Origin of the sequence: Amycolatopsis sp. FU40 (assembly GCF_021903635.1) — a bacterium.
Classification (GTDB): domain Bacteria; phylum Actinomycetota; class Actinomycetes; order Mycobacteriales; family Pseudonocardiaceae; genus Amycolatopsis; species Amycolatopsis dendrobii.
Genome location: NZ_CP091381.1, coordinates 8,453,903 through 8,470,448 on the forward strand (window position 1 = coordinate 8,453,903; position 16,546 = coordinate 8,470,448).

Annotated in this window: 17 protein-coding genes; 7 read left to right on the forward strand and 10 right to left on the reverse strand. The window is 68.8% G+C overall.

The genetic code is table 11. The features are described 5' to 3' along the window. Window positions 1–44 precede the first annotated feature (44 nt). Together L3Q65_RS40120 and L3Q65_RS40125 are read left to right on the forward strand one after the other, a co-directional pair. The gene (locus L3Q65_RS40120; RefSeq protein ID WP_182894598.1) at window positions 45–689 is read left to right on the forward strand and encodes a TetR/AcrR family transcriptional regulator C-terminal domain-containing protein; all 645 of its coding nucleotides are present in this window, start codon (window positions 45–47) and stop codon (window positions 687–689) included. Further along, the gene (locus tag L3Q65_RS40125; RefSeq protein ID WP_182894597.1) at window positions 686–2,149 is read left to right on the forward strand and encodes an FAD-binding oxidoreductase; all 1,464 of its coding nucleotides are present in this window, start codon (window positions 686–688) and stop codon (window positions 2,147–2,149) included. Before L3Q65_RS40120 ends, L3Q65_RS40125 begins: the two co-directional genes overlap by 4 nt. Here the strand turns inward: L3Q65_RS40125 and L3Q65_RS40130 are convergent. Both L3Q65_RS40130 and L3Q65_RS40135 read right to left on the reverse strand, forming a co-directional pair. Then, entirely contained in the window at window positions 2,137–2,598 is a 462-nt protein-coding gene (locus tag L3Q65_RS40130; protein WP_237597979.1) for a GNAT family N-acetyltransferase, read from the reverse strand. The genes L3Q65_RS40125 and L3Q65_RS40130 overlap by 13 nt on opposite strands. Window positions 2,599–2,603: 5 nt before the next feature. Further along, window positions 2,604–4,049, reverse strand: coding sequence for an aldehyde dehydrogenase family protein (locus L3Q65_RS40135; RefSeq protein WP_182894596.1), 1,446 nt, complete (start codon window positions 4,047–4,049; stop codon window positions 2,604–2,606). A gap of 128 nt (window positions 4,050–4,177) precedes the next feature. On the opposite strand from L3Q65_RS40135, the gene L3Q65_RS40140 reads away from it, so the two are divergent. Then, window positions 4,178–4,825: a rhomboid family intramembrane serine protease gene (locus L3Q65_RS40140; protein ID WP_182894595.1), complete on the forward strand. Its 648-nt coding sequence runs from the start codon at window positions 4,178–4,180 to the stop codon at window positions 4,823–4,825. Here the strand turns inward: L3Q65_RS40140 and L3Q65_RS40145 are convergent. Then, complete coding sequence (locus tag L3Q65_RS40145) at window positions 4,758–5,303, reverse strand: DinB family protein (RefSeq protein ID WP_182894594.1); 546 nt, start codon at window positions 5,301–5,303, stop codon at window positions 4,758–4,760. The two genes, L3Q65_RS40140 and L3Q65_RS40145, sit on opposite strands and share 68 nt — an antisense overlap. Before the next feature lie 117 nt (window positions 5,304–5,420). On the opposite strand from L3Q65_RS40145, the gene guaA reads away from it, so the two are divergent. Further along, on the forward strand, window positions 5,421–6,977 hold the full coding sequence (guaA, locus tag L3Q65_RS40150) for a glutamine-hydrolyzing GMP synthase (protein ID WP_182894593.1): 1,557 nt from the start codon (window positions 5,421–5,423) through the stop codon (window positions 6,975–6,977). 50 nt (window positions 6,978–7,027) lie between these two features. Here guaA and L3Q65_RS40155 read toward each other — a convergent pair whose 3' ends face one another. The 5 genes from L3Q65_RS40155 to L3Q65_RS40175 all read right to left on the reverse strand — a co-directional run bounded on the left by L3Q65_RS40155 (window position 7,028) and on the right by L3Q65_RS40175 (window position 11,234). Further along, a complete protein-coding gene (locus L3Q65_RS40155; protein ID WP_237597980.1) occupies window positions 7,028–7,258 on the reverse strand; it encodes a hypothetical protein in 231 nt (76 codons plus the stop codon). Continuing rightward, window positions 7,251–8,540 carry a PspC domain-containing protein gene (locus tag L3Q65_RS40160; RefSeq protein ID WP_237597981.1) on the reverse strand — a complete coding sequence of 430 codons (1,290 nt, stop codon included), beginning with the start codon at window positions 8,538–8,540 and terminating at the stop codon, window positions 7,251–7,253. Before L3Q65_RS40160 ends, L3Q65_RS40155 begins: the two co-directional genes overlap by 8 nt. 158 nt (window positions 8,541–8,698) lie before the next feature. Beyond that, window positions 8,699–9,247, reverse strand: coding sequence for a DUF3558 family protein (locus L3Q65_RS40165; RefSeq protein WP_237597982.1), 549 nt, complete (start codon window positions 9,245–9,247; stop codon window positions 8,699–8,701). Then, window positions 9,244–9,741: a hypothetical protein gene (locus L3Q65_RS40170; protein WP_237597983.1), complete on the reverse strand. Its 498-nt coding sequence runs from the start codon at window positions 9,739–9,741 to the stop codon at window positions 9,244–9,246. The genes L3Q65_RS40165 and L3Q65_RS40170 overlap by 4 nt, the downstream gene beginning before the upstream one ends. A 32-nt stretch (window positions 9,742–9,773) precedes the next feature. Continuing rightward, window positions 9,774–11,234, reverse strand: a complete 1,461-nt coding sequence (locus L3Q65_RS40175; protein ID WP_237597984.1) for a hypothetical protein — start codon at window positions 11,232–11,234, stop codon at window positions 9,774–9,776. 238 nt (window positions 11,235–11,472) lie between these two features. Here L3Q65_RS40175 and L3Q65_RS40180 point away from each other — a divergent pair, with 238 nt between their 5' ends. Both L3Q65_RS40180 and L3Q65_RS40185 read left to right on the forward strand, forming a co-directional pair. Further along, complete coding sequence (locus tag L3Q65_RS40180; RefSeq protein WP_237597985.1) at window positions 11,473–12,747, forward strand: ATP-binding protein; 1,275 nt, start codon at window positions 11,473–11,475, stop codon at window positions 12,745–12,747. 44 nt (window positions 12,748–12,791) lie between these two features. Further along, window positions 12,792–13,460 carry a response regulator transcription factor gene (locus L3Q65_RS40185; protein WP_009072456.1) on the forward strand — a complete coding sequence of 223 codons (669 nt, stop codon included), beginning with the start codon at window positions 12,792–12,794 and terminating at the stop codon, window positions 13,458–13,460. Here L3Q65_RS40185 and L3Q65_RS40190 read toward each other — a convergent pair. Further along, window positions 13,457–14,365 carry a DMT family transporter gene (locus L3Q65_RS40190; RefSeq protein ID WP_182894586.1) on the reverse strand — a complete coding sequence of 303 codons (909 nt, stop codon included), beginning with the start codon at window positions 14,363–14,365 and terminating at the stop codon, window positions 13,457–13,459. The two genes, L3Q65_RS40185 and L3Q65_RS40190, sit on opposite strands and share 4 nt — an antisense overlap. A 105-nt stretch (window positions 14,366–14,470) precedes the next feature. Between L3Q65_RS40190 and L3Q65_RS40195 the strand changes: the two genes are divergently transcribed. Continuing rightward, a complete protein-coding gene (locus L3Q65_RS40195) occupies window positions 14,471–15,373 on the forward strand; it encodes a LysR family transcriptional regulator (RefSeq protein ID WP_182894585.1) in 903 nt (300 codons plus the stop codon). A gap of 7 nt (window positions 15,374–15,380) precedes the next feature. On the opposite strand, the gene L3Q65_RS40200 is transcribed toward L3Q65_RS40195, so the two are convergent. Beyond that, window positions 15,381–16,538 carry a serine/threonine-protein kinase gene (locus L3Q65_RS40200; protein ID WP_182894584.1) on the reverse strand — a complete coding sequence of 386 codons (1,158 nt, stop codon included), beginning with the start codon at window positions 16,536–16,538 and terminating at the stop codon, window positions 15,381–15,383. Window positions 16,539–16,546 lie beyond the last annotated feature (8 nt).

Below are 16,546 nucleotides of genomic sequence, written 5' to 3' on the forward strand. Positions count from 1 at the left end.
ATAACAGTGGTACCTTACGGTGTAAGAAACGTCAAGGGGGGCCAGTGTCCGATCGGAGAGCCCGGCCGCGTGCCGGGCTGACCAGGGAGCGGGTCGTGGACGCCGCGCTCGCGTTCGTGGACGAGCACGGCATCGCCGCGCTGTCGATGCGCAAGCTCGGTGCGGAACTTGGCGTCGAGGCGATGACGCTCTACCACTACGTGCCGAACAAAGAAGCGCTGCTTGACGCCCTGATCGACCGGCTCGTCTCGGCGCTGGCCGGAATCGAGCCGGAGCCGGGAGAGTCCGGGCAGCGGTGGCTGGGCCGGGTCGCCAGGGCGTACCGGGAGCAGTTGCTCGCGCATCCGGGCGTGCTGCCGCTCGCCGCGACCCGCCCGGCGGTCAGTCCGGAGTCGTTGCAGGTGGTCGAAACCGCGTTGCGGCTGCTGGAGTCGCCGCCGGCGCGCGGACTCGACATGGTGAACGCCGTGCTGACCTTCGTCCTCGGCCACACGCTCGCCGAGGCGGGCCGCGCGCCTGGCTCGCAGTCCGATGTGGACAGTCTGGCGCACCTTGACGAGGAGCGGTTTCCGCTGCTCGCGCAAGCCCTGCGAGACGGGGCCCGGCACGGCGAGCGGTTCGAATTCGCCCTGCGGGCATTACTGGCCGGACTTTTCGCAACCCATGCACGGTCTGAGGCGTCTGAATGAACATGACACTGGGGAGAAGGACGTTCCTGCGCGCCGCCGGGTTGACGGCGGTCGGCGCGGTGGCAGCGGCCTGCACGGCGAAACCGGGCCCTTCGGTGCCGCAGACCAGCCCGACGACGAGAGCGTCCGTACCGCCTAGCACCAGCTCTAAGCCGTCCGGGCCGCCGGACTGGAACGCGTTGCGCGGCAAACTCTCCGGCGACCTCGTGCTTCCCTCCGACGGCGGATTCGCTACCGCGAAGCGTGCGTTCAATCCGCTATTCGACGGACACAATCCCGCTGCGGTAGCGAAATGTGCGAAACCGGAGGATGTGCAGGCCTGTGTCGAAGCGGCCGGCGGACGGGTTCCGCTGGCCGCGCGCAGCGGCGGGCACAGTTATGCCGGGTATTCCGCGCCGGACGGCGGGCTGGTGATCGACGTCGGCGGGATGGCGGGCGTGGACGTCCAGGGCGATCAGGTGGTCATCGGCGCGGGCGCGAAACTCGGCGACGTCTATTCGGAGCTGGCGAAGGCAGGGCGTTGTCTGCCTGCGGGTTCGTGCCCGACTGTCGGCATTGCCGGGCTCGCGCTCGGCGGCGGAATCGGCGTGCTGACCCGTAAGTACGGCCTGACCTGCGATCGGTTGCAGTCCGCGCAGATCGTGACGCCGGACGGCAAACTGCGCACGGTGAGCGCGCAGGCGGACGACGACCTGTTCTGGGCGTTGCGCGGCGGCGGGGGTGGAAACTTCGGCGTGGTCACGTCGTTCACCTTCACCACTGTGGAAGCGCCGACTATCACGGTGTTTTCGCTGAAGTTCCCGTCCGGTTCGGCGAGCGACGTGGTCGACGCGTGGCAGCGCTGGCTGCCGAGCGCTCCGCCCGAACTGTGGTCGAACTGCGTGGTTTCCGGCGGTCCGAGCGGGGCTTGCCGGGTCGGCGGCGCGTTCGTGGGCAGTTCGGCGGGCCTGACGTCGGCACTCAACGGCTTTTCGGTGACGCCGTCCAGCCGCACGATGAAAACCCTCGGCTACGGCGCGGCGATGAACTACTTCTCCGGCAGCTCCGAACGGCAGACCTTCGTGGCGTCGTCGCGCATCATCACCGATCCGGTCGACGGCGGGAAGATCGCCGATCTCGCTTCCGGGCACAAGGGAATGGACCTGCTCATCGACGGCCTCGGCGGCACGGTGAGCGAAATCGCGCCGACGGCCACGGCGTTCCCGCATCGGAAAGCGCTGGCCAGCATTCAGGTTTACGCCCCAGCCACGGCGAGCAGCCAGGACACCGCGCGCAAGTCTGTGTCCACTGTGGTCGCTGGACTGGCGGACGCCGGCGCGCGCGGCGGCTACGTGAACTACATCGACCCGGACCTGCCGGACTGGAAGTCGGCCTACTACGGCGACAACGCGGCCCGGCTGGGCCAGGTGGCGAAGAAGTACGACCCCAACGGGGTTTTCAAGTTCGCTCAGTCGGCGTGAGAGGCTTGAGGCGGGGGCCAGACGTAACGCACGTCTGGCTCACCCTCTTCATTTCGCTGTCCGTCGGTGTATTCGACCGCGACGAAACCGTGGCGGCGGTAAAAACGTTGGGCTGGCTCGTTGATCTGAAACGTCCACAGGGTCAGCCCGCCGGGGCGCAGTTGTTTGGCCAAGTCCACCAACTGGTCGCCGATTCCGCGCCCGCGCCACGGAAGGTCGAGATAAAGCTGTGCCAGCTCCGCGCCGTCGAGCACGAGCAGTCCGGCCACAGTGGACTCGACGACCGCGACCCAGGTTTCCTGTTGTGGCACCACGATATTCGCGAACCACCAGCGCACCGCGTCGTCATCGTGGGCACGGCGGACTGCCGGCAGCGCGGCGGAGAACGACCGCAGCCACACGTCGGCGATATCGCGTGCGTCAGCGGCCGTTGCCCGCCGCAATTCCACTGTGGTCAGAGGTCGACTCCGGTGAAGACCGTGACGCGTTCCTCGGTCAGGTCGTTCATCGCAGACAGCACGCCTTCCCTGCCGACGCCTGAACCCTTCACACCGCCGTACGGCATCTGGTCCGCGCGATACGACGGCACGTCACCGATGATCACGCCGCCGACCTCCAGTTCCGCCGACGCGTGGAAGGCCAACTGCACGTCACTGGTGAACACCCCAGCCTGCAGTCCGTACGCGGATGCGTTCACCGAAGCGAAAGCCTCGTCCACGCCATCCACAATGGATACTGCGAGCACCGGTCCGAAGATTTCTTCCGACCAAGCCTTGGCATCCGCGGGTACGTCGGTCAGCAGCGTCGGCGCAACCGTTGCGCCCGAACGGGTTCCGCCGGTCAGCACCCGTGCACCGCCGGCCACCGCTTCATCGACCCATTCGATGATCCGTTCCGCGGCCGCCTCGTCGACGACCGGGCCGACGTCGGTGTTGCGGTCGTATGGATCGCCGGTGTGCTGCGCCTCGACGGCCTCGGTCAACGCGGGCACGAACTCCTCCGCGATCGCCGCGTCCACGATCACCCGCTGCACCGCGATGCACGACTGACCCGCTTGGTAGTTCCCGAACGTCGCGATCCGCTGTGCGGCGCCCTCGACGTCCGGCCAGTCGCGCAGCACGACCGCCGCGGCATTGCCGCCAAGTTCGAGGACCACGTGCTTGCGCGCCGCCGCGTCCGCGATCGACCAGCCGACCGGGCCCGAACCGGTGAACGACACCACCGGCAGCCGCGGGTCGGCGACGAGTGCCTGGGTCTCCTCGTTTCCCAGCGGCAGCACGGAAAACGCGCCTTCCGGCAGGTCGGTCTCGGCGAGCAGCTCGCCAAGCACCAGCGAAGACAACGGCGTGCGCGGCGCGGGCTTGATGATGATCGGCGCGCCGACCGCGAGTGCGGGCGCGACCTTGTGCGCCACCAGGTTCAGCGGGAAGTTGAACGGCGCGATCCCGAGCACCGGCCCGCGCGGCACCCGGCGGGTCAGCGCGAGCCGGGCGTCGCCGGACGGGTCGGCATCGAGCCGCTGCACGTCGCCGGTGAACCGGCGGGCCTCCTCGGCCGCGATCCGGAACACCGACACCGCGCGCTTCACCTCGGCCTCGGCCCACTTGAGCGGCTTGCCGTTCTCGGCCGTGATCACCTCGGCGAGTTCCTCGGCCCGCATCGCGATCCCGCGCGAAACGTGCTCCAGCGCGGCCGCGCGCTGATGCGCGGGAGTGCGCCGGAACTCCTTCGCGACCGCAGCCGCCGCGGCCACCGCCCGTTCGACCTGGTCAGCGCCGGGCACCGCAACCGTCGCCACTTCGCTGCCGTCGAACGGGTGGTGCACCACGAGGGTGCTCGCGCCCTGCTCAGCCTGACCGGCGATCCACGCGGCCCGCGGCTGTGGGGTGATCGTGTCCATGGGCTCAAGGTATTAGGGAGCACCAGGCCCGGCACGCCGGACTCGGTCCTTCTTTTGTGGCACCTGTCCTGGTGCCGGGATGACATTTGTCGGGGGTTCCCGGCGCGCGTCCGGCATATCGTCAGCCCATGACCAACTCGGTGGCCTCCCGCTGGTCCGAAAGCCCGGCTCGGGCCTTCTTCGCTCGCGTCGGAACACCGCGCCGTCCGGTGCTGACCGGCGCGGTGTTCCTCGTGACCGCAGTCGTGCTCGTTGCCCAGTTGGCGGATCCGTCGCTCTTCGACCGCTTCAAGCGCGACGCCGCCGCGATCGACGCCGGAGAGTGGTGGCGGCTGCTGACCGGCATGTTCTTCCAAGACGGCAAGGTTTTCGGCGGGATTTTCAACCTGGTCGCCCTCGCCGTAGCGGGCACCTTCGCGGAGTGGTGCCTCGGCCGGATGTCCTGGTTCGTCCTGTACTTCGGCTGCGGACTGTTCGGCCAGTTCCTCAGCTACGTCTGGCTGAACCCGGTGGGAGCGGGCAACTCGATGTGCGTCGCCGGGCTGCTCGGCGCGCTCGCGGTCGTGGTGTGGCGGGCGCGCGGCGCCGAGCCGCCGCAAGCGCTCTACCGCGCCGCGCTGCTGATCGCGCCGCTGGCCGTACTCGACACGGTGCTGCACGACAACCACGGCATGCCCGCGCTGCTCGGCATCGTGCTGGGGCTGCTGCTCACTGGTTTCGGTAAAGGTCGCGCAGCAGCAGGATCTCCGCGCAGTGATGGATCATCTCTCGGTTGATGTGCAGGACGAGCGCGGCCATCGACAGCTCCGCGTACGGACCTTCAGCCGGACCGCACGGACGCGCCAACGCTTCGGCGTCGAGGCTGCGTACGCCGGCGATCCAGGTCGCGTACGCGTCGTCGAGCTGCTTCAGCGCTTCGTCGGCAGTGCCCGCATACGGGAAGTCCTGATAGGACACCGGCGGCCCGCCGAAGTGCGACGCGGAGCGCATGCCCAGCACACCGGGGATGATGTGGCCCAGTCGCCACGCGATGGTGGTCACCGGCGGGGGAGTCGGCTCCGGGAACGAGAAGTCGATGGTGAAGTCGCCGGTGCCCGGGTCGTTCTCGCTCGTGCGGGGACGCACCGTCCAGCAGTCCGCGACCGGCTGCCAGAAGTACTCGTCGTCGGTCAGCCCCTCCAGCTTCGGGCGCACGTGGTGCTGCCAGTGCCAGTCGAGCTGCTCGGTCAGTTCGTTGGTCCAGTCGTTGGTCATGCGGGCACGGTAAGCCGGTTCGCGGACAGCGGCTGTCCTCATTCCGGGGGCATTGCCGACGTGACGGGGCCCACCTGGGACGATGGTGGCAAAAGCGCTGATACCTGGAGGTCTTGGGTGGCCACTCCCACCGGTCCGGTACTCGTCATGGACTTCGGGGCGCAGTACGCGCAGCTGATCGCCCGTCGCGTGCGCGAGGCGCAGATCTTCTCCGAGGTCGTGCCGTCGAGCGCGACCGTCGAGGAGCTGCTCGCCAAGAACCCGTCCGCGATCATCCTGTCCGGCGGCCCGTCGAGCGTGTACGCCGAGGGCGCTCCCGCGATGGACCCGAAGCTGGTCGAGGCCGGCGTGCCGATCCTCGGCATCTGCTACGGCCACCAGTTGCTCGCCCGCGCGCTCGGCGGCGTCGTCGAACCGACCGGCGTGCGCGAGTTCGGCCGCACCGACGTGCGGATCGTCGGCGAGGGCGGTGTCCTGCACACCGGGCTGCCCGGCCACCAGACCGCTTGGATGAGCCACAACGACAGCGTCACCAAGGCCCCCGAGGGCTCGGTCGTCACGGCCAGCTCCGACGGAGCCGAGGTCGCCGGTTTCGAGGACGTCGAGCGGCGCTTCGCGGGCGTGCAGTACCACCCGGAGGTGGCGCACTCGCCGCACGGGCAGGAGGTGCTGCGGCGGTTCCTGTACGAGATCGCGGGCGTCAAGCCCAGCTGGACCACGTCGTCCATTGTGGACGATCAGGTGGCTGCGGTCGCCGCGCAGATCGGCGACGGACGGGCGATCTGCGGCCTGTCCGGCGGCGTTGACTCCGCGGTCGCGGCCGCGCTCGTGCAGCGCGCCATCGGCGACCGGCTGACCTGCGTGTTCGTCGACCACGGCCTGCTGCGGGCGGGGGAGCGCACCCAGGTCGAGCGCGATTTCGTGGCCGCGACCGGGGTCAACCTGGTCACCGTCGACGCGCGCGAGCGGTTCCTGAACGCGCTGGCCGGCGTCACCGACCCGGAGCAGAAGCGCAAGATCATCGGCCGCGAGTTCATCCGCGTGTTCGAGCAGGCCGAGCGCGACCTCAAGGCGCAGGGCGACTACCGGTTCCTCGTGCAGGGCACGCTGTACCCGGACGTCGTCGAGTCCGGCGGCGGCGAGGGCACCGCGAACATCAAGAGCCACCACAACGTCGGCGGACTGCCCGACGACCTGCAGTTCGAGCTGGTCGAACCGCTGCGGCTGCTGTTCAAGGACGAGGTCCGCCGGGTCGGGCTCGAACTGGGGCTGCCGGAGACGATCGTGCAGCGGCAGCCGTTCCCCGGGCCGGGCCTGGGCATCCGGATCATCGGCGAGGTGACCGCGGACCGGCTGGAGACCCTGCGCGAGGCGGACGCGATCGCCCGCGAGGAACTCACCGCGGCCGGGCTGGACCAGGAGATCTGGCAGTGCCCGGTGGTGCTGCTCGCGGACGTCCGCAGTGTCGGCGTCCAGGGCGACGGCCGGACCTACGGCCACCCGATCGTGCTGCGCCCCGTGTCGTCGGAGGACGCGATGACCGCTGACTGGACGCGGCTGCCGTACGAGGTGCTGGAGCGGATCTCGACCCGGATCACGAACGAGGTGTCCGAGGTCAACCGCGTGGTGCTGGACGTGACGAGCAAGCCGCCGGGCACCATCGAGTGGGAATGACGTGAAAAAGCGGGGCCCGGGAATGTCCGGGCCCCGCTTTTTTCGCGCTGTTAAGGCCGCCGCTTGCGGAACGACGCGCCGAGCATCAGGATCCCGCAGAACACCGCACCGCCCGCGATGATCCAGCGGAAGTCGAAGGTCGGCAGCCAGCTCGAGCCGTCGGTGAGGACGTATCCGGACACGAGCAGTGTCGCGACCCCGACGATCAGCGTGATCCAGTCGATCCCGCGGCGGCGGGCCGGGGCTTCGGGCTCGTCGTAGGAGTAAGGGTTCTCAGCCACGGCGCACCTCCACCTGGCCCACGCCGTTGGTGACGTGGAGCGTGATCTTCTGTCCGCCGACGTTGTCGTCGCCGTTGTCCGTCCCGGTGATGGCGGGCTGGCCGACGCCGTTGGACGTGCGGTTCAGGCAGTCGACCTCACCGGCGCTGTTCTCGCAGGTGAACGTCACGTCCGCGGTGCGCGGCACGATGACCTCGGTGTTCCCGGCGCCGTTGGAGACCGTCGTGGTGATCGGCTCGCTCGCGGCCAGCTGAGTCAGGTCGATCTTCATGTTGCCCGCGGTGTGCCGGTACACCGGCTGCAGCTCGGCCACCGTACGCGGGGTGGCGGTCAGGTCGCCGACGCCGCCGCGCACGTCGAGGTTGTCGAACGTGCTGGTCGTGAGCACCATCCCGGCGACCGACAGCGGAATCGCGAGCCCGATCAGCCCACGCGCTCCGCGAGCGAACGCTCCCGCCACGAGCCCGACCCCCAGCACAGCGAGCGTCATGCCGATGATGTGCCGCAGCGAGAACCAGTCGAACCCGTTCAGCGAGAGCGCGACCCCGATGCCGGCCACGATCACCGCGACCCCGAACGTGGCGGCCCCGATCTTGGACCGTCGACGGCAGGGCTTAGGAGAGTCGTTGTAGTCACCGCTCGGAGGCGGCGGGGTCACCGGTGCCGCCGGGTCAGGCAGATCCCAGCCCGCCGGGTCGGCGGCCAGCGGATCCCAGCCCGGAGCCGCCGCCGCGGGAGTCGGGGTGTCGCTGTTCATCGTGAAAGCTCCGGTTCCGGAAGCGGTTCCGTCCGCCGCGAACGCGACGACCGGCACCGGTCGGTTGTCCTGCCCGCGAGTGCGATGCAGGAGATAAAGGCACGTGGCGAGCAACGCGAACCCGATGAGGCCGCCGCCGTCGAACCAGCCGCCGCCGAAAGTCCACCCGACAACCGGAATCACCGCGACAGTCAAGACGGCCGCGAAGGCCTTCGTCATGCTCGACTGCCCGCGCCCGATCAACGCCTCGAAGCCGGAAACCTCGTCGCCCTCGGAGGGGAAGAACAACCATCCGAGCAGGTAAAGCACCAGCCCGAACCCCCCGAAAACGGTCGCTGCCGCCAACGCGACCCGAATCACCACCGGATCGATCCCGTAGCGATCCCCCAGCCCAGCCGCGACCCCCGCGACCTTCCGCCCCGAGTGCGGCCGCCGAGGCCGGCTGGCCCAGAAGTCCTTGACGGTCTCCTCGAACCCGTTCAGGGGGTTCGTACGGGGAGGCCGCACGTCGTTCGCACCACTCATGCCTTACAGCATGGTCGACAGGGCGGGGCGGCACATCGGGGAAGGTCCCTGAGGTTATCCCCGAGATCGGTCCCTTGCCTGGGGCAGGGGCGGTCGCGACGGTTCTCAGGCAGAGACCTCATGGGGCCGGTGCCCGGGTCGTGGCGAGCGGAGTGCCTTCACCCCTTGGGGAGAAGGGGGTCCAGTTTCTTGGCCAGGTCTTCTGTCGTGCCGCAGGACGCGGCGGTGTCGACACCGCCGGACACGATGATGATTGCACGCGAACTGGACTCAACTGACATGGAAATCGAACATGCGCCGCTCGACCCCAGCGGTTCGGGTTCTTCGATGAACGGCCGACCGTTAATTTTTCCGCTGCGAGCCTTGTCGGGACTGCTGATGTTGTCCGTGTAACGTTGTCCTTCTTGCAGGAGAAGCGCGACATCGGTGGCATTTATTCCGCCGCTGGTTTTTTGGGTAGTGCAGGCTTTTCGGCCTTGTGCTATCGACGGGGCTGCTTTAGGGAATCCGGCACCGCTGAGGATCTGGTCCAGGAGTGCGCACTGATTTCTGTCGGAAAAGGGATTTCCGGACGAGGTGGAGGGAGGAGATGCGACCGAGGGGGTCCCGCTGGACTGGGCAGCACCGTCGACGGTGCTGCTGCATGCGGTCAGTGCCAACGCTGCTGAGCCGAGCAGAAGGGTGACTTTCGGGGTCCGAAATTTCACTGGTTGTCAATTTTCTTGTTGAGTTCAGCAAAAGACGTCGAATGCGCGCTTTCGGTTTCGCGATAGTTTTTTCGCGCGATGGAGAGAGCTTCTTGGGCGGCGTAAACGGCATCCCTCATGAGGATGAGATTGGGGACCATCGCCTCGTGGCCGTCGTTTGCTACTTGGACATTAAATTTCGCGACGGATCTCCCGTAGTCGAAATTTCCCATTTGTGCGGCTTTGGTGAGCAGGCTCACCTGATCGATCATCTGGTTGTATCCGCTGAGGAAGAAGTCACACGCCTCCATGTAGGCATGGAACCCCTCTTCGTTCACCGCGAAGGACCCGTTCTGCGCCAAGGTCTTCAGCGTGTTGCCGGCCGTCTTCATCTTCTGCGCGGCCTCATGACTTCCGGGGCCCTCGGCCAGCCCGGCCAGGAAGTCGTTGCCCGCCGTGCCCGCGGCGGGAGAGCTTCCGGCCACCGGCTTCTGGTCCCAAACGATGTCTGCCATCGGTTGCTCCTAGGTCTGTTCGAAAGAAGGGGTCAGCCGCCGAGAACCGGAGGCGTGATCTTCTCCCCGTCCGGTCCCCGCTCCGGCTTGACCTCGAAGACCTCGTCCGGATCGATCTGCGTCGGGATCTTGTTCTTGTGTTCCTTGTCCTCTTCCTTCTTCTTCCCAGTACCCGCCGCACCAGCGCCGGCACCCGCGGCCCCGGCCTTTCCGCCCTTCCCGGCGTTCGCGGCAGCGGTAGCGCCGCGCTCAAGCCGTTCAGCGGCACCCTTGCTACCGGATTCACCGGGCTTCCCGGAGCCACCAGACCCAGCCCCGCCAGTCACTCGGCCACCGGCACCGCCCCGGCCAGCACCGCCACCCGATCGGCTGCGCGGCGTGTCCTCGCCGGAGTTCCCGACACCGCCTCCTCCTCCGCCCAAAGCGAGCCCTTCCGGAGAAAGCCGCCCGCCGATGCCCGGAGTGGTCCGGAGGTTGTTCCCGCCCCCTGGCACCGCAGGGTTGCCGAGCGGCCCAGTGCCGGTGTTGATCCCCGGCCCAGGGCTGTAAGGAACGCCCGGAGGATTGCCGCCTCCCCCAGGCGGGAAGGAGTTCATAGCAGGACCGCCAAGCGGCGGATTCGTTCCCGTGAACCCATTCGCCGGACCACCAGTCACCGGACCGGGCCCGCCATGACCGACATAAGGCCCGCTCGAAGACCCGCCAGGCACAGTCACCGGCGCGGCACTGCTCGCGTGCGTGCTGTCGTTGTTCATCTGCGGCGGCGGCGAATAAACCGGCTGCGTAGTCGACGTCTCGTGATACGTCGAGTCCAACCCGTGCATCACCTGGACTGCCTGCTGATGCGCCGCGTCGGCCTGCTGTTGCTTGGCCGCCACGTCGCCCATCGCGATCACGCCCTGCAGCGGGTTGCCGTTCTGGAACTGCTCGGTCGCCTTGGCCATTTCGGCCTTCTGGTCGAACCCGGTCGGCTCCGGCATGTTCTTGTGCGCGTAATCGGCCGCCGCGGACTGCTGGGAGTAGCGGTTCGACACCAACTGCATCGCGCTGCCGGTTTTTTCCGTGTGGTCCGCCGTGCTCTGGAAGAACGAATGCGCCTGCGCAGCGGCGGTTCCTTGCCACTCCGCACCCGCGGTGTTGGCCGCGTCGCGGAACCGATTGGACGCGTCCGCGAGCCAGTTGCCGTAGATGTTCGTCACGCGGCTGCGTTCGTTGATGTCTTCGAAGTTCAAGCCCTCGTTGACCATTTTGTGCAGGTCTTCGTGGCTGTACGACGCGTAGTTCGCGTCCGGCGCCGGAGCGTCGCCCCGCGTCTGCTGCCCCTGGAGCAACTGCTGGCCTTGCTGGACCGAGTACTGCGAGGCGTCCCGCTCAGTCGCGCTGCGCGTCTCCGGCGAGTCCTCGCCGGCCGCGAAGATCTGGTGCACGTTCTGCGTCCGGGCGTAGTAATCGCCTGCGGACTCGACGTGCTCCGCGCGATGCTGCTCGGTCATCCGGCCTCCCCGCCCCGTGTACGCACTGTGATCGCTCGCCCCCTGCATCGTACCGAGTCCTCGCGGGCGGCAGGGAGGTTCGCGGAATTTCCCGTCGGCGGCCGTCTGGGGGAATGGATCAGGGCCTTCCCCGATGTCCGGGCCGCTTCCGCGTGTGACGATGGGACTCGTGCAGGACTTTCTCGACATCCGTGCCCCAGGGCGGGTTTCCTCGACCGATGAGGAGCCCTCGGCACTCATGTCCGCCCAGGCGATGGAGGTCGCCGAACCTGAGGCGCGGCCCAAGATGTACCGGCGGCGCTCCGGGCGGGCCGTCGCGGGCGTCGCGAGCGGGCTCGCCGATCACCTCGGTGTTCCGGTCGTCTGGGTCCGTGTCGTGTTCGCGTTGCTGGCCGCGCTCAACGGCGCGGGCCTGCTCGCCTACGGCCTGCTCTGGGTGTTCGTTCCGCAGAGTTCCGAGGAAAGCGAGACCGCGCCGAAGGCCCGCGACCGGCAGCAGGCGTATGGGCTGATCGCGCTCGGCATCGGGCTCGCGATCGCCAGCAGCACGCTCACCGGCGCCATCCGCGGCTGGGTGGCGGTGCCGCTCGCGCTCGCCGCGCTCGGTGCGGCGGTCGTCTGGCGGGAGGCGGACGAATCGCAGCGGCGGCGCTGGCGCGTCGGGGCCCGCGACGGACTGGTCGGCGAGGGCGGCAGGCTCGCCGCGTTCGTCCGGATCCTCGCCGGGGTCGCGCTGGTGGCCACCGGCATCGGCTTCGTCGTGTTCGCCAGCGGCGACTTCGACCAGGTCAAATTCGCTCTGATCGCGGTGATCGCGACGCTGATCGGCGTCGCCGTGCTCACCGTCCCGTTCTGGCTGCGGCTGGTCCGCGACCTCGGCGAGGAACGCCAGGCCCGCATCCGCACCGACGAACGCGCCGAAATCGCCGCGCACCTGCACGACTCCGTCCTGCAGACCCTCGCGCTGATCCAGCGCCAAGCCGACCAGCCCGCCGAGGTCGCGCGCCTCGCCCGCGGCCAGGAACGCGAGCTGCGCGGCTGGCTGTACGGCCCCGGCGGCTACGGCAAACCCAGCGACAAGCGGACCAAGGAAGAGGAAGAGGGCACCCGTCAGCAGTTGTCCGAGGCGCTCGCCGCGGCGTGCGGCGAGGTCGAGGACCAGTTCGCGATCTCGGTCGGCCAGGTCGTGGTCGGCGACGCCGAGCTGAACCCGCCGCTCACCGCCTTGGTACAGGCGGCCCGGGAGGCGATCGTGAACGCGGCGAAGCACGCTGGCGTCGACGAGGTCAGCGTGTTCGCCGAGGTCGAACCCACCGAGGTCACCGTGTTCGTGCGCGACCGGGGCAAGGGCTTCGACCCGGACGTCGTACCCGCCGACCGGCACGGCCTCGCCGACTCGATCCGCGGCCGGATGGAGCGCCACGGCGGCACCTGCAAGCTGCGCACCGCGCCCGGCGAAGGCACCGAAGTCCAGCTCGCCATGCCGGTGAAGGCGGGCAAAGGGGTGGCGTGACCTCGCTATGCTCGGGGGCAGGCGAAGCGAGGGAGTGGGCAGTCGTGACGGAAAGCCAGCGGGAACCGGTCAAGGTCTTCCTCGTGGACGACCACGCGTTGTTCCGCGCGGGAGTGCGCACGGAGCTCGATTCGATCACCGACGAGGTGCAGGTGGTCGGCGAGGCCGGGTCGGTCGCGGAAGCGGTCGCCGGCATCGCGCGCACGCGTCCGCAGGTCGTGCTGCTCGACGTCCACATGCCCGACGGCGGCGGCGCCGAGGTGCTCCGCCGCGTGCGCCCGGAGCTGCCGGACGTCGTGTTCCTCGCGCTGTCGGTTTCCGACGCCGCCGAAGATGTCATCGCGGTGATCCGCGCCGGCGCGCGCGGGTACGTCACCAAGACGATCTCGTCGAAGGAACTCGTCCGCGCGGTGGTCCGGGTGGCCGACGGCGACGCGGTGTTTTCCCCGCGCCTTGCCGGTTTCGTCCTCGACGCCTTCGCCGACCGTCCCGGCTCCGCCCCGATCAACGACCCCGAGCTGGACTTGCTCACCCCGCGCGAGCGCGACGTCCTGCGCCTGCTCGCCCGCGGCTACGCGTACAAGGAAATCGCGTCCGAGCTGTTCATCTCGGTGAAGACGGTCGAGACGCACGTGTCGAGCGTCCTGCGCAAGACCCAGCTGTCGAACCGCTACGAGCTCTCCCGCTGGGCCTCGGACCGCCGTCTCGTCTAGGCCGGAGTCAGTTCTTCTTCCGGGGCCACCGCCGGTTTGCGCTGCAACCGCGTCAGCGCGACGCCGAGCAGCACCACGACCATGCCCGCGATCACGCGCAGGTTCAGCTGCTCGTGCAAGAAAACCGCGCCCAGCAACACCGACACCACCGGCAGCAGATAGCCGACCACCGACGCGGCCACCGCGCCCTCGCTCGCCAGCAACTGGTAGTTGAGCGCGAACGCGATCCCGGTCGAACCGAGGCCGAGGACCACCACCGCGATCACCGCGACCGGGCTCAGATGCACCGGGGTCAGCCCGCCGAACGGCATGGCCAGCACCAGAAAACCCGTGGCCAGCAGCATTTGCCCGGCTGCGATCGCGTACGGCGAGGAGCCGGTGTTCGACAGGTACCGTCCTTCGTAGACGAACGCGAACCCGTAGCTCGCCGCCGCGGCGAGGCAGGCCAGCGCACCCCAGCTGAGCAATCCGGACGCCTGCCACGGCGCGAAGATCAGCAGGATCCCGCCGAGCCCGATCACCAGGCCGGCGATCCGCGTCGCGTTCATCCGGTTCGACACCCCGAGGAACGGGGCCGCCACGAGCACCCAGAGCGGGGTGGTCGAGTTCAGCACCCCGGTGATGCCGGAGTCCACAGTGGTCTCGCCGACCGCGAAAAGCAGGAATGGCAACGCATTGTGGAAGAACGCCGCGACGAGCAGGTGGCCCCAGGTACTCCGTTGCGACGGCAGGCTTCGCCGCCCGATCAGGCACAGCGCCAGCAGCACCACGGCGCCCAGCACGAGCCGCGCCAGCACCAGTTGCACGGGAGAAAGTGCTTCGAGCCCGAGTTTGATCCAGAAAAAACTCGATCCCCACATCAACGCGAGCGCCGCGATCCTCAGCAGCGTCTTCGTCTCGCCCACCCCAGGTTCCTCCTTCGCCTCGCTAGCCAGCTTCGCCGCGGCAAGGTGTAAGGACAAGCGAAAATAACTGCAGGGACAATTAAGCAAAGCTGTAGGATTGAAACCATGCTCGATGTACGGCGCATGCAGGTGCTGCGCGCGGTGATCACGAGCGGTTCGATCACTGCCGCGGCGAGGAATCTCGGCTACACGCCGTCGGCGATCAGCCAGCAGCTGGCGGTGCTCGAACGCGAAGCGGGCACGCCGTTGCTGGAACGTGTCGGCCGTGGCGTCCAGCCGACCCCGGCCGGGACGTTGTTGTCCGAACACGCCGAGACGCTCAGCGCGGAGCTGGCCCGAGCCGAAGCCGCGCTCACCGAGCTGAAAGAAGGCCGCACCGGCAAGCTCGCCATTCGTTACTTCGCCACGGCAGGCGCGACGATGGTGCCGTACGCGGTGGCCGCGCTGCGTCGCGAACACCCTGGCGTGTGGCTCGATCTCAAGCTCATCGACCCGGGCGACCCGCTCACCGAGGTCGAGGAAGGCCGCGCTGACCTGGCGATCATCGTGTACCCGCGGCCGTCGGAGCCGGGCCGGGGCATCGAGCTGGTGCCGTTGCTCGACGACCCGTATCGCGCGGTGCTGCCGCGGGCGCACCGGCTGGCCCGCAAACGCGTCCTCGACCTGGCCGACCTCGCCGAGGAGCCGTGGGTCGGCGTCGACCCGATCCCGGGGGCCTGCCGCGCGATCCTGGAAGGCGCGTGCGCGTCGGCCGGGTTCCATCCGAACGTCGTGGTCGAGTCCGAGGACTATCCGTCGGCGCAAGGATTCATCGCCGCCGGGCTCGGCGTCGGGCTGGTGCCGGAGCTGGGGCTGGGCACTCCGCATCCGGGCGTGGTGGTGCGCCGGGTCCGCAATCCGCAGCCGAGCAGGCACATTCACGCCGCGGTGGCCGCACGAGTCGCGGGCAGTCCGGCTGTGCAGACATTCCTCGAAGCCATGCAAGAGGCGACCGAAAACGTCGCCTGACGCTGGCTCAGACGAACAGCAGCTGCGAAACGCCGATCCCGATGAGGATCGCGCACAGGATCGCCGCGACGGTGAGGATGATCCGCCGTCGCGCCGCCGCCTTCTCCCGAACGGCCTGCGCGGACGCGGCCTGCTGCGCCGGAGTGGGCGTGTACCGGGCAGTCGGCTGCTGCATTACTTGCTGCTGCATCGGCTGCGCCGGAGCGGGAGCTTGTGGCACCTGCTGGACCGGAAGCTGCATCAGCGGAGCAGGCTGCTGCGGCTGTTGCTGCGGCAGAATTTGCTGCGTGGCATCCGGCTGGATCTGCTGCGTGGGTTCCGGGACGTTGGGCTGCTGCGCGGGCAGCGGCCGTGACGCCGGAAGGGTCGGCAACGCGGGCGCGGTCGGCGGGATGAACGCGGTCTGCTCGCGTCCGACGGTGATCGCCTTCAACGCGTGCACAGTGTCGTCCATGGTGGGCCGAGCCGCGGGGTCGGCGCGCAGCATCTTCTGCAGCGCCCCGGCGAGCGGGCCAGCGTTCTCCGGCGGCCGTTCCGGGGACTGGCCGTCGTCGCCGAACGGCGGCACACCCTCGACCGCCGTGTACAGCGTCGCGCCCAGCGAGAACACGTCTGCAGCTGCAGACGGAGGCGCGCCACGGGTGACCTCAGGCGCCCGGTAAGCGGCGTGCGGGCCGCCGCCGGTGATGCCGATGTCGGTCAGCTTGACGCTGCCGTCGTCCGCGAGCAGCACAGTGTTCGGTTCGAGCGTGCGGTGGACGATGCCCGCGGAGTGAATCGACGCCATCGCATCGCCGAGCTGGATGCCGAGGAACGCGGCCTGCTCCGGAGTGAGCCGGCCGTGCTCGGCGAGGAACACCGACATCCCGCGCGACGGGATGTACTCCATCACCAGCCACACGTCCTGGCCGTCGGGCAGCACGTCGTACACCGTGATCGCGCACGGATGATCGATCCGGGCCGCGGCCTTGCCCTCTTCCATCGCCATCGCGCGCGCCTGTTCGGCACGGTCCGGCGGCAGGCCGACGGGCAGGTACATGCGTTTGACGGCGACGGTCCGGAACAGCCGCGTGTCGAACGCGAGCCACACGATGCCCGCGCGCCCGCGGCCGATCGGCTGGTCGAGCCGGTACCGCTCGCCGACGATGCTGCCTTCTGAACTCAATGCTGTCC